24 protein-coding genes are annotated in these 15281 nt (G+C 39.4%); 23 read left to right on the forward strand and 1 reads right to left on the reverse strand.

Annotated elements, in window-relative coordinates; all coding sequences use genetic code 11:
• Window positions 1–117 precede the first annotated feature (117 nt).
• The 23 genes from L2764_RS16810 (at window position 118) to L2764_RS16920 (ending at window position 13885) form a co-directional block, all read left to right on the forward strand.
• Window positions 118–609: a UpxY family transcription antiterminator gene (locus L2764_RS16810; protein WP_248941438.1), complete on the forward strand. Its 492-nt coding sequence runs from the start codon at window positions 118–120 to the stop codon at window positions 607–609.
• Window positions 610–632: 23 nt separating this feature from the next.
• Window positions 633–1214: a glycoside hydrolase family protein gene (locus tag L2764_RS16815; protein WP_248941439.1), complete on the forward strand. Its 582-nt coding sequence runs from the start codon at window positions 633–635 to the stop codon at window positions 1212–1214.
• 13 nt (window positions 1215–1227) lie between these two features.
• Window positions 1228–1443: a RebB family R body protein gene (locus L2764_RS16820; protein WP_248941441.1), complete on the forward strand. Its 216-nt coding sequence runs from the start codon at window positions 1228–1230 to the stop codon at window positions 1441–1443.
• A gap of 73 nt (window positions 1444–1516) precedes the next feature.
• Complete coding sequence (locus L2764_RS16825; protein WP_248941442.1) at window positions 1517–1861, forward strand: hypothetical protein; 345 nt, start codon at window positions 1517–1519, stop codon at window positions 1859–1861.
• Window positions 1862–1907: 46 nt separating this feature from the next.
• Window positions 1908–2552 (forward strand): hypothetical protein, encoded by a 645-nt coding sequence (locus L2764_RS16830; RefSeq protein WP_248941444.1) that lies wholly within the window; start codon window positions 1908–1910, stop codon window positions 2550–2552.
• Between the two features lie 280 nt (window positions 2553–2832).
• Window positions 2833–3072, forward strand: a complete 240-nt coding sequence (locus L2764_RS16835) for a RebB family R body protein (RefSeq protein ID WP_248941445.1) — start codon at window positions 2833–2835, stop codon at window positions 3070–3072.
• A 55-nt stretch (window positions 3073–3127) separates the two neighbouring features.
• Window positions 3128–3358 (forward strand): RebB family R body protein, encoded by a 231-nt coding sequence (locus tag L2764_RS16840; RefSeq protein WP_248941446.1) that lies wholly within the window; start codon window positions 3128–3130, stop codon window positions 3356–3358.
• A gap of 97 nt (window positions 3359–3455) precedes the next feature.
• On the forward strand, window positions 3456–3671 hold the full coding sequence (locus L2764_RS16845; RefSeq protein WP_248941447.1) for a hypothetical protein: 216 nt from the start codon (window positions 3456–3458) through the stop codon (window positions 3669–3671).
• Between the two features lie 30 nt (window positions 3672–3701).
• On the forward strand, window positions 3702–4040 hold the full coding sequence (locus L2764_RS16850) for a hypothetical protein (RefSeq protein WP_248941448.1): 339 nt from the start codon (window positions 3702–3704) through the stop codon (window positions 4038–4040).
• 44 nt (window positions 4041–4084) lie between these two features.
• A complete protein-coding gene (locus L2764_RS16855) occupies window positions 4085–4402 on the forward strand; it encodes a hypothetical protein (protein WP_248941449.1) in 318 nt (105 codons plus the stop codon).
• Between the two features lie 162 nt (window positions 4403–4564).
• A complete protein-coding gene (locus L2764_RS16860) occupies window positions 4565–5533 on the forward strand; it encodes a sigma 54-interacting transcriptional regulator (protein ID WP_248941450.1) in 969 nt (322 codons plus the stop codon).
• A gap of 20 nt (window positions 5534–5553) precedes the next feature.
• Entirely contained in the window at window positions 5554–6093 is a 540-nt protein-coding gene (locus tag L2764_RS16865) for a hypothetical protein (RefSeq protein ID WP_248941451.1), read from the forward strand.
• Window positions 6090–6416 (forward strand): hypothetical protein, encoded by a 327-nt coding sequence (locus L2764_RS16870; RefSeq protein ID WP_248941452.1) that lies wholly within the window; start codon window positions 6090–6092, stop codon window positions 6414–6416. Before L2764_RS16865 ends, L2764_RS16870 begins: the two co-directional genes overlap by 4 nt.
• 4 nt (window positions 6417–6420) lie before the next feature.
• Window positions 6421–6780, forward strand: coding sequence for a hypothetical protein (locus L2764_RS16875; protein WP_248941453.1), 360 nt, complete (start codon window positions 6421–6423; stop codon window positions 6778–6780).
• A gap of 4 nt (window positions 6781–6784) precedes the next feature.
• The gene (locus tag L2764_RS16880) at window positions 6785–7072 is read left to right on the forward strand and encodes a hypothetical protein (protein WP_248941454.1); all 288 of its coding nucleotides are present in this window, start codon (window positions 6785–6787) and stop codon (window positions 7070–7072) included.
• Between the two features lie 456 nt (window positions 7073–7528).
• Window positions 7529–7768 carry a RebB family R body protein gene (locus L2764_RS16885; protein ID WP_248941455.1) on the forward strand — a complete coding sequence of 80 codons (240 nt, stop codon included), beginning with the start codon at window positions 7529–7531 and terminating at the stop codon, window positions 7766–7768.
• 59 nt (window positions 7769–7827) lie between these two features.
• On the forward strand, window positions 7828–8073 hold the full coding sequence (locus tag L2764_RS16890) for a RebB family R body protein (RefSeq protein ID WP_248941456.1): 246 nt from the start codon (window positions 7828–7830) through the stop codon (window positions 8071–8073).
• A 74-nt stretch (window positions 8074–8147) separates the two neighbouring features.
• Window positions 8148–8393, forward strand: a complete 246-nt coding sequence (locus L2764_RS16895; protein WP_248941457.1) for a RebB family R body protein — start codon at window positions 8148–8150, stop codon at window positions 8391–8393.
• 157 nt (window positions 8394–8550) lie between these two features.
• Window positions 8551–8976 carry a hypothetical protein gene (locus L2764_RS16900; protein WP_248941459.1) on the forward strand — a complete coding sequence of 142 codons (426 nt, stop codon included), beginning with the start codon at window positions 8551–8553 and terminating at the stop codon, window positions 8974–8976.
• 122 nt (window positions 8977–9098) lie between these two features.
• On the forward strand, window positions 9099–9530 hold the full coding sequence (locus tag L2764_RS16905; protein ID WP_248941460.1) for an eCIS core domain-containing protein: 432 nt from the start codon (window positions 9099–9101) through the stop codon (window positions 9528–9530).
• A 571-nt stretch (window positions 9531–10101) separates the two neighbouring features.
• Window positions 10102–11457 carry a hypothetical protein gene (locus tag L2764_RS16910; protein ID WP_248941461.1) on the forward strand — a complete coding sequence of 452 codons (1356 nt, stop codon included), beginning with the start codon at window positions 10102–10104 and terminating at the stop codon, window positions 11455–11457.
• A 274-nt stretch (window positions 11458–11731) separates the two neighbouring features.
• Window positions 11732–12583, forward strand: coding sequence for a hypothetical protein (locus L2764_RS16915; protein ID WP_248941463.1), 852 nt, complete (start codon window positions 11732–11734; stop codon window positions 12581–12583).
• A 210-nt stretch (window positions 12584–12793) separates the two neighbouring features.
• A complete protein-coding gene (locus tag L2764_RS16920; RefSeq protein ID WP_248941464.1) occupies window positions 12794–13885 on the forward strand; it encodes a hypothetical protein in 1092 nt (363 codons plus the stop codon).
• Between the two features lie 990 nt (window positions 13886–14875).
• Here L2764_RS16920 and L2764_RS16925 read toward each other — a convergent pair.
• Window positions 14876–15281, reverse strand: a 406-nt coding sequence (locus L2764_RS16925) for a transposase (protein WP_248941465.1), incomplete at its 5' end; no start/stop codon positions are given.

Below are 15281 nucleotides of genomic sequence, written 5' to 3' on the forward strand. Positions count from 1 at the left end.
GTTTATATTGTTATTTACTTAAATAATGACTGCTTGCCAATTGATCATTCATTCAGAGCATTATGGGACTGTTATGGCGGAGCTTACCTTGTATATTAAATAGAGCGCGGAGAATGAATGGAGAAACAATGGTATGTTATTTATACAGCCGTAAATGCAGAGGAAAAACTTTATAAAAAGGTAACAGCGTTAGGAATAGAAGCTTATTTACCTTTAGAGCGCTCTATCCGTCAATGGAGTGATAGAAAAAAAGAAATAGTCAAACCGATATTTAAGTCATATCTGTTTGTACGTCAAAGTACCGATGAATACCATGAAGTAAAATGTCTTCCGGGCTTCTTACAATATGTCAGTTTTGGTCATCAGGTGGCGATTATCCCAGATACCGACATTCGTTTGATGAAATCAATTGTTGATAATTTTAATCAAATAAAAATTGCAGATGGGTTAGTTAAAGGGGATAAGGTTAAAATATTATTCGGTCCCCTTGGAGGGCATATTGGTGTCTTAACGCAAGATCAAGGAAAAGCCAAAGTTGCATTGTATGTCCAAAAATTAAAACACAGTTTTATGTTAGATATGAAATTAGACAACATTATTAAACTGTGATGGACGTGAAAGAGGAGAAAATAATGAGTTTATTGAGTCCAAAGTATAAAGCTTTATTGAAAAAACTATTAATAAAGCATGAAGGTTTGGTATGTAAAATATACAAATGTTCAGTGGGGAAAAATACGATCGGTGTCGGACGAAATCTTGATGCTCAGGGATTGTCAATAAAAGAAGTTGAATGTTTCATTACTAATAATCACTGTGTTGATGGATTGCTCAAAAATAATCTTAATATGTCTGAAATACGGATGCTAGCAATAGAAATTGCTAATGACGAACATCGTATTAAGCAATTATGTCAAGGAGGGATAACGACAGAAGAAGCACTGTATTTGCTCGATAATGATATTGAGGCCGTTGAATCACAAATAACTAACAATATCCATTTTATTCGCGAAGTAGATGATATAAGGAAAGTCGTACTTTGTGATATGGCATTTAACTTAGGCATGGCTGGATTACTTAAATTTAAGAATATGTTGCAAGCTGTTGCATCAGAAAATTATTCAGTTGCTGCCGATGAAATGCTGCATTCAAAATGGGCACAGCAAGTGGGTCAACGCGCGATAGATTTAGCCAATATGATGCGACACGGTGAATAGACAGGAGGCAATAATGTCCACAATAAGCAAAGTTATGGATTCTATCGCACTCATTAATGCGATGAATGTCAGTATGGCACCCGCCATGGCCATGGGGAGTATGTACATGAATATGTCTAATTCCATGGGGATGGCGGCAATGAATAATGTGTTTGCACAGCAACAGATGAACATTAATCAGCAAGCGGTGTTAGTGCTTGGCATAAAGAAAATATATGCTTTTTGCTAGTCTGTTTTTAGTTTGTTCTTTACCGTTTTTTGAACGGGCTTAATGCCGACTAATTTTATGTAAGGAGAACCTTATGAGTAAAGCGAATGATGTGAAGGCCCCTATCTCAGCAGAGTTACTCTACGAACAATCGATGTCGTTAATTAATGAGGCGATAACATCATGCGGAATAGAAGGTTTTGAAGGAGCCCCGCTTAACATTCCTCAAGTGATTAATTGGGGAGAGTTGAAGGGGAGTCATATTCCTAAAATATCGGATGAGTCTTTTTTTATGCAAGCAAATAGTTTATTTGGTGAGCAAGAAAACCTTTTTAATGAACCGGAATCCTCCCAAGAAGAACCCGTAAGTACAAAAGGAAGTAGACTTGGTGAGGATGCTGATCTTAGCTCAATTAATGATATGTTTAATGCCACTTAGTGTGAGTATTTCGTGCTCATTTGTATAATAAGTCTATTGGATTGTTATGTTAAAAGATTATTTTTTACCCGTAGAGCTGTTAACTGATGAATACGACGGTCATTTTCATTGTACTAAAAATAAGGATGTAACCTTATTAGAAAAAGACTTACCTTTAGCTTTTTATTCTATGGTGAATATATTAGTTGATTCTATAATATTAAAAAATAATAAATCGAGTTCAATTTATTCTATAATTAATACATTAGGAGTGGCTAATGCTTGTGGTATGGTTAATTATATGAATGGCGGTAAAATAACATGGGAACAAGTTTTTAAGGATGAAATAGATCGGAGTAAAAAAAATCTCATTTCTGAAATCGTTATTTTTATGAGTAATGATAAGATCTATATTTTGTATTTACGCTTTACTATTTATGGTGGTGATCTTAAATTAGATAGTGGCGAGACTACGAAATGTATAGCTTTTAAATTTGATTTTAATTTGGCTTGTAATCAATATCATTCTTTGTTGATAACATTAATGTCAAAGCTAACCATTTATGCTAAAAATAATCAATATAAAGAAATTATTGTTGATGTGTACAACCCTAATATAGAGAAAGTATTCAGTGACTTTGGATTTAACGTTATAAGGAAACAAGCGAGTGAATATATTATGCCATCCTCTCGGATGTCATTTGTTTTATAATAAGGATGTTGTTGAAAGCGTGTTTAATGATAAATATGCGTTTAACTCTACCTTGAGTCAATAAGGTATCCTTATTTTTATTTCAGGTGTTTAAAATCGATTGGTTTTGAATATTTGGGTATCCCTCCCAACCTGCTGGGTCATGTTGTTTCAGGAGGGCGGGGGGCCGAATAAGCCAAAGGCTTATTCGACTGTGAGCCCTTAGGAGATGATGAAGATCACCTAAGGATATTTCAGATCACAACGAACGATAAATGTATAACCTTATAGGAGAATAAATATGTCAGATCCAAAACAACCTGAGGTCGTCAATGGCGCCATTATTGACGCAGTATCAGCAACTAATACCAAAGTCTTGGCAGAAGCGCCCGCCATGGCAATGGGCAGTTTATATCAAACTGTGGGGAATTCAGTGGCGATGGCAGCTGCTAATGCCGTTTATGCTCAGCAACAAGCGCATGTAACTTGCCAGGCAGCAACCACACTTGGCATAACGAAAATGTTTGAGCAAAATAAATGATACTAATTGAAATTCAAGTATTTATTTTTAACAGTATGATTATTGGAGAGGTATTATGGCACAACCTGAAGCGGTGAATGGTGCAGTGATTGATTCGGTCACCATTGCCAATACGAAAGTCCTTGCTGAAGCACCAGCGATGGCGATGGGCAGTTTATATCAGACCATTGGTAATTCAGTGGCGATGGCGGCCGCTAATGCTGTTTATGCCCAGCAACAAGCCAATGTCACTTATCAGGCGGCGACGACGTTAGGGATCACCAAGTTATATTCAGCGAATAAATAGTCTTAACTAATTAACAGGTCATTGGAGATGCAGTGCAGTATGCACCGGTTTAGTGACTGTCTGCATCTCATTAAAGGATTAAAAGTAAGGGATCAAGATGAGCCAAGATGAAAATAAATATATCGCTGCTTCGAAAGCCATTAATGATGAAGTGCAAGAACAAAGTGCTGCGACCTTGCGGACGTTGTCATTAGGTGGCTTAGTGAATGCGTTATCATTGAGCATGTTAAATAATACATCTAATCAATATGCTTCTCAAAATTTAGGGAATTCAGCCATGGTGGCAGCCTGCGAAAAAATATTAGGCAGCTGATTTAATGCTTGAATGCAAGGAGTGATAAAAATGAGCGATTTAGACAATACCAATATAGGGGTATCGAGTTGTGTGAGCGGCATATTTAATCCGCTCAAAGAGGATACTTCGAGTGGGAATACGTGGGCGTTTTGTTTCAATAAAAATCAGAACCGGATTAGCTTAAATGTGACCATTAATACACCCGCGATGTTGGTTGATATGAGTAATCAACATCTTGATGCTGAATTTGCGTTAGGGGATATTAATCAATTACTGGTATGGCTATTTCAAGTTAAAACCAGTATGCAACAAGCTAAAAAGCAAGCCGAGTCGACGGCGTCATCATCCAGTGATAAAACGTCGTCAACAGCAGTCTTGACAACTTAGCAATAAAAAAGTGGCTGCACCATTAGGGATAACAAGGAGCGAGAATGGATATTAAAAAACCAACCGGATCATCGGATTTTGATATTGGTATTAATCCTCATGAGGCCGCAGGCGCAGCCTTAGCACAGACGGTGGCTAATACGGCGCAAGATCAAACGGATTTGATCCGTAATCAAAACATCATTAAGACGACCGTGATGGCGAGTGCCTATGCTAAATGGTTAGGCAATCCTATGATGCAAGATGAGTACAGCGCCATTATCAAAGAGGCGAAAATCAGCGATCCGAAAACGCCTTTTGATACTGCGACAAAAGTGATGAGTGTGTATCAGCAAGCGTATACCCGTAAATTTAAAGATTAGCCATTATACCCAAGTCAGCTGGATCCTACCTCTTCAACTGGTTTGGGTATAGGCAATAAAAGAGATTAGATCATTGTGATAACTTAATAGAGACTATGCCATAGTGATCATTTTTATAGGTTACCCTATTTTGATAACTTGGCCATTGATGGGTAGATGAACATGACTTACCAAAGTTCGCCAACAATATTACCCGGCATTATTGGTAATGCCGCTTCGATCCACGCATTAGCGTCACAAATAGGAAAAATAGCCGTGACAGATTGCCCTGTTTTGCTCAAGGGAGAAACGGGTACCGGTAAAGAATTATTTGCCAATGCCATTCATCAATTGAGTGACCGAAAAGGGGAAATGATAGCGGTTAACTGTAGTGCCATTCCCGAGCATTTGTTTGAATCTTTATTGTTTGGCCATGAAAAAGGGGCTTTTACTGGCGCAGATAAAAATCATGATGGTTTTTTTGCACAAGCCCATAATGGTACTTTGTTTTTCGATGAAATTGCTGAACTGCCCCTTGTCCATCAGCCAAAATTGCTACGGGTATTAGAAAGCAAATATTTTTGTCGTATTGGCAGCAGTGAAAAACGTCATTTTACAGGAAGGATTATTTCAGCTACGCATCAGAATATGAGTCAAAGAGTCAAAGACAAAGCTTTTCGGGAAGATTTATTTTATCGTTTAAATTTATTTGAACTGACGATCCCGTCACTGGCCCAACGCCGAGAAGATATTCCTTTGTTAGTGCATTACTTTTCGAAACAACACAAGAGTATGACTTTCAGTCAATGTGCGATGGATTTATTTAAATATGCCGTTTGGCCTGGCAATATTAGACAGCTTAAAAATACCATTGATAAACTGGTTATCTTGGCTGATGACGATTATTTGTCGGCGCAGTGTATTCATGCTTTATCTGTCTGTGAAGCCGATCCGGATGTATTAAGCAAGCTGGCGAGAGAAATTATTGAATTGCCTATCGAAAACAAAATAAAGGCCATTTACGATGCATTAGTTGAGGCGGCTATGGACCAAAGTGGTGGTAATAAGACAAAAGCAGCCACATTATTGGGCGTACATCGAAAAGTGATTGAGCGTCGTTTACATCAGATCACTGCAACAGCGAGCTATTAACCTTATTAATAGGAGCCATTATGACAACATACTTTAATCATGCCCAGCCCAAAGAAAGTGATGCACGCTCGACGTTGGCGCAAAGTGATGTGCCTTTGATGCAATCGAATGATGACATTAATGCTGAGGCTAGTGAAGGGGTTAAGAGCGAGGCTATTGAAACCGCGTATTTTCAGGATGCCAGTGCACAAGTGAGTTATCAGGCACAGTTGGCGGCGAGTCAGAAGGCCGGTGCGTTAGCCTTGGATGTGAGTCAACGCGTGAGGTTGTTAAAACAGCAAGAACAGCAAAAGCTGGAGATGATGCTAGCGGCATTAGAGCAGCAGGCATTAATCGCATCGGGAGCCGTAGAGCTTGATCCCCAAACCGAAAATAAGGCTATCAAAATGCAGCATGGAGCGCAGAATTTCGATGGATTGCGTCTGCAAGGACCGTTATTGGCGCCATTAGAGGGTATGGATAAAATTAAAGCGGTGCATCAAATAGGGCTAAATCATTTATTAGCCCAGATCAATGACGTATTATCTTTAGATGAAGCGGATAAGGGGGAGCGGTCATGATCACTCGAGTTAATTATGAATTCGAAGCGATAAAGAACAGTGAGGGGGAGTTTACTTGCGGTGCGGCTGCTGAAATTCCAGTAACACACCAATCTAATCGTAGCTTTGAACAACAGCGGGAGTCAACTTTCCAACAAGGATATCAATATCAACCTTTTGATGCAGCTCAAGCGGATGTGATTTTCCAGCAAAGCTATGAAAGAAACTTCGTTTCTGGTCACAATCAATATGTTGAGAATATGCGCATACAATTTGATTTAATGCGTCAATCTATGCTTGATCAAATGGAGTCATTTACTTTCGTTAAAAATATGAGCAAGTAACGGTATGGCCGTTGATTTAAATAAAATGCTGACCACAACGCAAGATTTTCAAGCGGATCAACTGAAACAGTTCGATAAATTTATTGATAACAGTAAAGATGTGATAGCCAGTTTGGACAGTGTTGAAAAGGCAGCGGATAAGCAATTGAGTCAAATGGAAGGCACTTTGTCAACATTAAAACAGGCCCCGACGAGTGGGGGGACCAGTGTGCCTTGTTTGGCTTTACAATATGATAATGATTACATCAAGCTAATGAAAAAAGTCGATATTGTGTTTGAGGGGGGTCAAGATCCTCAGCAATTTTGTGATTATATTGATGATAGAGCAAAACAGATTACCGATGCCATGAAAAAAGGCAAATAGATAAATGAGTGATAAGGAAGGAAAAGACAATGCAACCGAGTTGATCCAAGCCAATATCAATCAGTCTATTGCCGCTGCAGTCGAAAGTGCAACTGATTTGCTACGTAATATCAGTACAATAGAAACTACTGTGATAGGGGTTGCATCAGCAAAGTGGTTGGCAGAACCTGCCAATGTAGCTTATAAAGAAATTATTGATAATGCTAAGGAGAATATCACCTTTGCCGTGGATAACTTAGCCAATGTGGGGACGGCTGGGGCCAGTGTATTATCTGATTTAAAACCGAAATAATATTGATTTTCAAATGATCTTAAATATGTTTCGTCATATGGTGTCGATCGCCATATTCAGTGAGTGTCGTTCTATATTCTAAAAATTTTATAAAATAAAATAACGATAAATGTGACAAACAAAGATATTTGTGTCATTTGGAAATTAATATTATTTCTAACTCAATTAATATTGTTTTGTTACTTTAATATTGATTTTTAATTTATTTAAAATATCAGAAAACTAATGAATAATATTAATGATAATATAAAAATAAGATGAGGTAGTACTCATCTTTAATACCGGATTGTGATAACCATCTCTCATCTATTTAATAATGAGTGTGGTCCAGCAATAAACTAAATGCGTTATTGATTTAGTTTTATCTCATGTTTTCTCAAGTGCGGCGAAGACACGTCATACGTCTCATGAGAAAGCATCAATTAAGCATAAATGTAATTCTGGGAGGAGAAAGATATGCCAGATGCTAAGCAACCTACAGTCGTCAATGGCGCTATTATTGATGCGGTATCCGCAACCAATACAGGGGTACTGGCTGAAGCACCTGCTATGGCAATGGGCAGTTTATACCAAACGGTTGGTAATTCTGTCGCGATGGCAGCGGCGAATGCGGTTTATGCGCAGCAGCAAGCCAATGTGACTTGTCAAGCAGCTTGTACGCTTGGCATTACAAAAATGTTTTCTCAGGATAGTTAATGAACTGATTAATGTCATTATTTAGCTATTTTTCAATGCGATAAAAAAGGAGGCCAATTATGGCAGACTCAAAACCAAGTCAACCGACCGTCGTTAACGGTGCAATCATCGATTCGGTATCAGCAACCAATACCAAAGTCTTGGCAGAAGCACCCGCCATGGCAATGGGCAGTTTATATCAAACTATCGGTAACTCTGTGGCGATGGCAGCGGCCAATGCGGTTTATGCTCAGCAACAAGCCAATGTGACGTGTCAGGCAGCGAATACCTTAGGGATCACTAAGTTATTTGCTGACAACAAGTAACCCTAATATGTTTACAACAGGTTATTTTTAACATTTACTTTTAAACTCTTAACGTTAGAAAATGGAGAACAATCATGGCAGATTCAAAACCAAGTCAACCAACCGTCGTCAACGGCGCTGTTATCGATGCGGTATCAGCAACCAATACCAAAGTATTGGCTGAAGCGCCTGCAATGGCAATGGGCAGTTTATATCAAACTATCGGGAATTCTGTCGCCATGGCGGCAGCTAACGCGGTTTATGCCCAACAACAAGCCAATGTGACTTGCCAAGCGGCGAACACTTTAGGGATCACTAAGCTGTTTTCGCAAAATAAATAAGCATTAGCTTAAGTCTATCCTCGCTGTTGCCAGCGAGGATATTTTTAACGCTGTGCCTGCGGTGCGGCATGATGGCATCTGAAGTTCGCTATTAATAGCGCGTTAAACGGTTACATGAAGCAATAACTTTAAGTCAACGATAGATGAGGATAAGTAGATGAGTGAAGCCAGCAATGACAGTGTGAGCAAGGCTGAGGGCCACAGTGATGATAAGAGTGGCGTTGTGCCACCAAAAATCGGCGCCTCCAGCGGGATCAGTGGTGCTTTTAAACCGCTGCAAGGGGATTTATCTCATGGTAATCAATGGGCATTTAATTTTAATAAGGCGCAAAATGAAGTGAATTTATCGGTGTCTATCAATACGCCAACGATGTTGATGGATCTTCATAATCAGCATTTAGAGGCAAGATTCACGCTTGATGATATCAACCAACTGGTGGTGTGGTTATTTCAAGTGAAAACAGCCACTAAACAAGCGATAGCGAAACAAAGTACCGCCAAGAGTGATCCACAACCAGGCAGTACGTCGCATTCATCAAGTCAACTAGTGGCAGCCAAAACCAGTTCATCAGCCAAAAGTTAACTTGTTCTATAGCGTTAATTACGCGTGTTAATGAATACGTAATGGCGATAACCATTGGAATAATGAGTTAATGGATCATTATATCAATCTATTATGAAAAATTCTCTATGATGGAATCGACTATGCCTTATTACCCACAAACCTTGCTATCTTCTTGGTATTGGCCTCAGAAATCACCTTCAGGCAATAAGCAGTATGCTTGGCCGAGCAATGCTGTCATCAGTGAACGTGTTCGTGGGAATTTACCCTCTGGATTAAAAGCGGCCATGGAGGCCATCACTGGGGTGAATTTGCAACGGGTACGGGTACATTACAATTCCACTATGCCCGCTAAAGTCCAAGCTCATGCTTATGCTCAAGGACTCGATATTTATTTAGCCCCAGGGCAGGAGCACCATTTACCCCATGAATTAGGCCATGTGGTACAGCAACTTAACGGCATGGTTAAACCCACACGCACGATCAATGGTGTAGAGATCAATGATGATGAAAGACTCGAGCAACACGCGACCTTGCTGGGGCAGCAAGCGTTAAAAAGAGCAGGGCTGGTTTAATAGCGTCGCTTTGGCGATGATTTTTTAGGTGTAAAGAACCTAAGTTGAAATAATAAGCTGACAATAATAACGCTGATGATGTTTTATCGATTCAAAAAATGAATGATCCGCCTCTCATCTTTATTTAATTCAGTGTGTTTTCTCAATGAATGGCGTGCTTAATTAATCGCGTACTCAATTAACAGTCTAATTAATGGATAGGGCATCCCCGCAATCTCCTTAGATAGCAATCATCACTGAGGTCTATACAACGCAGCCCTGAGCGCTAGGGAGGGGAAATGAAACAAAAGGATTTAACCTTGATGTTACAAAGAGGAATTCGCCATTGGATGAAATGGAAGGTTTGTAGACTCAAAACGGTGAGAGTGGCTCAATAACACCTGATCTGGGTGTTATTGAGCCACTCTATAATAAAAACATAGTCGTAATAAAGACCACCAGTGGTCTAATACAGCATGTTATTAAGGCCATTGTTCCCGACATGACCCGTCATAAGCACCATCCATGGCGCGAAGGCAATAAAAGAAAGCCTATAACATCGAATAAAACCAATTTGAATAAGGGTAGAGATATGTATGCACCATTGCAGAATAAAAATACCGCCTCCATGTCAAAGATAAAAAAGGTGCACACTCAAGAGCTTGGTAAAAAGAGAAAGATGTTACAACGGGAAAATCCACATAACAATCTAGGTAACACGGATAGAACAGTTGTGCAAAGGAAAATAGGCTTCGAGTTTGAAACACATATTTGGGCTTATAAAAAGGAATATGAACAATGGGTTGGAACAACAGACGGCGATGAACTATACACTAGGAATGGCATGAAAGCTGTGAGTGACAGTGGACGAATAGAGTTTGTCACCACGGCAACAAATGATTTTAATGATCAATTACAACAATGCGAAAAAATAAGTACAGACTTAAATGCTTTTGTGGCAACAAATGAAACGACAGATGTTAATTTAAATAACGCAAACGTGCGTCAAGGTGGGATACGTGTGCGAAGTACAGCGCCTGGAGAGGAATCGGCTCCAATAGGGCAAAATCTCAAGAAAGGTGACGCTCAGATCAGCTTAGGGGTTGGGGTGAGCGGTCTTACGAAAATGTTAGAAACGATAACCAGAGATAACATAAACAACCTAACAGATCCACTTAGAGAAAGATTAAACCAAGTGCGTCCGAATAACTTAACTCAAGAACGCGATGAAGACTACGATCGTCTTGTCAATGAGTCTGGTTTGTTAATGAGCGATGGTGAACGTACATTGGCCGACCTTAATAGGGTAAAGGGATTAGTGTATGGTAAAAATATCGAGGGTCTTAGGGGGCTTTGGACCCTCATGATGATGACTGTGCGTAATTTGCACGCATATAGTGAAAAATATAAAAACCCTCAGAAAAAGGCGTCGTATACTAAAGCAAGTTTTTCATTGTTACCTCGAACGAATTTTCACGCTATGTACGACATGCTGAGTGAAAAAGAAAGAGAACTGTATAAGAAAATGGCCGAAACCTTCTGGGATAGAACTTTCATGTTGTTGCCACACTACAATGAAAAGGAGAAAAAAACAGAAAAGGTTTTGGCTACTGGAGCTACTAAATTATATCCAGCAATGATTGGGGGTGAAGGTGATTTAGCAAACACCACTCTTGAACAATGGTACGCTTCTATACACAAAGGGGATAGTCAAAGAAGGATGGTGGGGCAAGATGAGGGGGACACTTCAAATGTTGACAAGCTTTCACTTATGATGGGTGAGGAAGGTACGTCTGCATCTATTGGGGCTATGGGAGCGGATGAAAATCTAGCAGTGTTTGAACTAAGACACAAGCCCTCTAAGATACATTTAACTATAGAGAATTTCCGAGACTATGTACTTAATCCAATAAACACCCTGAGAAACCAATGGAACGAGGGAATATGATGATACCCCCACCTATTCATACTATTTTTTTGCGCAGCAGTGCTTGTGTTTCTTATACAGCTCAGCCCATAACAAAGCCTAAAAATCATTAAAACGCTTTTTAGCCTAATTGTTATTAAGGCCATTGTTCCCGACATGACCCGTCATAAGCACCATCCATGGCGCGAAGGCAATGAAAGAAAGCCTATTAGGGCATGGATGCCCTGTATGTAGCAAATGCAGGAGCAATTTGCTTATAACAAGCGATAAAGTCCAATTTAAAGAGGTTTGAGATATGTTTGCACAAAAGAAAAAAGTAAAAGAAAAGAAAAGTAGGGCGGTGGCTAATTCTGTTGCTCAGAAGAAAAATTATGCCTCGCAACATTTTAAATTTGCGGAGAAAGAACAAGTTAGTTTAATACCACTCGGATCTAATTTGATTTTAAAGAAACCACAACTTACCGTTCAACGAGCTATTGGGTGGGATGGCAGCTTGGAAGTTAGAAACAAGTATAGACCAGACAAAAACCCGACGAATATCACGTCATCGATATATAAAGAACAATACAATGCTATTACTAACATACCTGGACATCTGGTAAACATCGTGGAAGATCCGAACACAACTAAAGGCGAAGGGTCGTATACGAATAATGGGGCTGCCTCAATTATCCGAATACATCCGCTGGTTGGGGAGGCTAATATAAACAACGAAGATTTTAACAACAACATAGCTACACTCGCTCATGAACTCCAACACGCCATTGATGATATAGGAACCAGTCATATTGATGCGTACGGGCTAAACAAAGATGAGGTACAACGAGCCAATATCATTCGTATTGAGTGGAGAGCGTGGGCGATACAGGCGGCTGTCAATTACCAATCCCTAGGGGATGGTAGTGTCGATGACCTTAAGATAAACTCACACCAAAAGAAAATGCTGAATTCATTCTTAAACCCGGACCAGATGAACCTAAGGGCTGATGAGTTTTTTCGTAAAACTAGGGAATATATCAACGGGAAAGTGATGATTGGTAATAATGCGAAACTTACGGAGGAACAAACACAAGAGTGGATAAACGCTAAAGGTAAAGAATGGTTAGAAGAATCTAAACTGATCTTCAAAACAAAGACTGGTAGGTAAATAGGGGCACGACATGTGCCAACCCGGGCAGGTGGCATCTATAAACGTAATCGTGACAGACATCATGAAGATACGGATTTATTGACTTTTTAAAGCATCGTGCAGTACAACTTTAGATATATCGACAATCCTACCGTCCCAGCCTATAACAATTAGGCAACTGAAAACAGCCTATAACAAGTGATAAATCCAATTAAAAAGGTTTGAGATATGTATGCACAAATAGAAAAAAACATTAATCAGGTTTCAAATTCAGCAGTTCATACTAAAAATATTAGATTTAGTGTTGTGGGTAAGCAACCTATGAATAAACAAGATTCTCAATTACAGAAACTAACTGATGTTCATTTTGCATATAAATCAATGAAAGCTATCATTAATGAAAAAAACGTACCGCAGGTTATGAATAAAGGCAAACGGCCGCAAGTGCACCAGCTTCAATCAATAGTCGAAGCACATAAAAATGGTCAACGATTGACTATTGCGGGGGAAACTCATAACAACCAACCAGACCTAGTTGCTGACCAATTATATAATGAGGCTGGAAGCGTTACGATTAAGCAAGAGTACGATGGCATTTTGGACCTGTTTGCGAATGTTAATAATCAAACACTCAGATATTGGGAAGATCCAGTATACAAAGGGCTATCAAGTTTTCTATGGGCAATGAATGATATAGAAAACTTAGATACACAAGTCAGAGCAAATGCAAACGTAGGACAGTTGAGGGGAAGCGCAAATGCGAATGCCCAAGGTGGGGCAGGATGGACAGGTCCTGCAAATCACGATACAGAAAAAGGTAATCCAGGAACTGCTCGGAGAGCGTTAACCGATAGTTTCGTACTTAGAGCACCTGACTGGCTGCAACGAATAAGTGATTTAGGGAAGATTATTGAAGCGAGACTTCAACACGATGCTTTGGATGTGGTAGATCTTCAAACCCATGAACAGGAACACAGAAAATTAATCACTGATCTTACGAAAGAAATGCAACAGACATTAGCACTACGAAATGCAGACGGAGGTCTATTCGGGATAAATGATGTCCAATCGGTTAATACACTTTTAGGTAATTTGACTAGAATTCGGGATGAAGCAATGTTAAAAAGAGTCAGTGGGATTCAAGCTGCAAAAGGAAGGAAGCATGCTGTATTCAAAGCAGGAGAAGATCATATCGAGGGTATAAAAGCTATGGCATTTAAACTTGGGCTGGGAGATAATGTCCATGTCATGACTCGGAATGAATACCTTACAGAGTCAAGCAACCATAAGTTAAATAAAGCAGTGTCATATTGGCTATAAGATTAATAATATTTATCGAGCATTAAGGGTTAAATTGATGATAAACGCTAGTAAAGAATAATTTAGTCATCAGGATTACAAGCCCTCAGAGGTTCAGAGTTAAAAAAACGGGCAAAACGGGTCAGGCTTGCGTTATTGTATTACGAAAATGGGACCAAAAAAGAACACGCGAACATTGGGGGGCAGGTCTTGCCTTTTGCCTCAGCCTATAACAAAACCTAAAAGCCATTAAAACGTCTTTTAGCCAAATTGTTATCACCATTGATTTAAAACAGGTGTTCCCGATATGGCCCGTCATAAGCAGCATCCCTGTAACGATCCGCAATAAAGAAAGCCTAGACCAATAGGGATATCGGAAATGCCTAAAACGCACGACTGCATGGATGCAGAAGCTAGGGCGAAGCAGGAAGCCAGAGCCGAGGAGCCCTTCTTGTGGTAAAGAGTCGGTTAACAATCACTAAAGCCATTAAAACGCTTTTTAGCCCAATTGTTATTCTTTGATAAAACCAGTGTATATCTAATGTTTTTTGATTCATTGCTATAGGCTGACGTTAAAAATAACTAACCCCCCCGTTTAAAAACGAAGATCCCTCTCACCTAATGAGTGCGTGGTACTTTACATCCTAAATTCAACATTTAAGTGGCCGTGATTGATATTTAATGAGTCTGTTGAAGTTTGAATAATGGCTGATATGATTTTTTGTTATTTCCTTTCATTAAAAACACGGAAGCTCGTTACTACAGCATGGATTCGGAAACGATGTTTGCTGTGATTTTAAATAAAGTGGCTTAACTATTATTTTTATACAAAAATAATATGCGTTTAAATCACAATAAATTTTGCCGTAAACTTAAACTCAGGTACTTAATATAAAAAGCTAATGACGTTAGCTTCAATCAGTTTGGTGGCGAGTGTATTTTCTTCGATAGCCAGCGTCGATCACCATAAGCGAAAGCCTAGTCGAATGCTGGGACAATGGGTGTAAGTGCTTAACTAAAAGTTATCGTATATTTTGATGGATAGTTGTCCATGATGTTCTTCACACTCTCTTTGAGTGCATCAAAAGTGATAAAATCATGGCAAGATAACCATTCATACTTTATCTTTTTCCACAGTACTTCAATGATATTGAGTTCAGGTGAGTAAGGGGGGAAGTACATCACAACTAGGCCTTTTAGCAGCCATTCATGACACTTTTCTTGAAAACGCTTAGCGCGATGAAATGAAGCATTATCAAGATAGATAACGGTCAATTTATCCAGAGGTTGCACATCAATAAAATGCTCGAACGTCTCTATGACCACATCAGTATTCACTCTGCTTTCTGTCGTGTGATAAATCAGCGTGCCCTGCCGACTTAAGAAACCAAGCACATTAAGCTTGCTGCTTCGTGAG

Origin of the sequence: Shewanella surugensis (assembly GCF_023284005.1) — a bacterium.
Taxonomy (GTDB): Bacteria; Pseudomonadota; Gammaproteobacteria; order Enterobacterales; family Shewanellaceae; genus Shewanella; species Shewanella surugensis.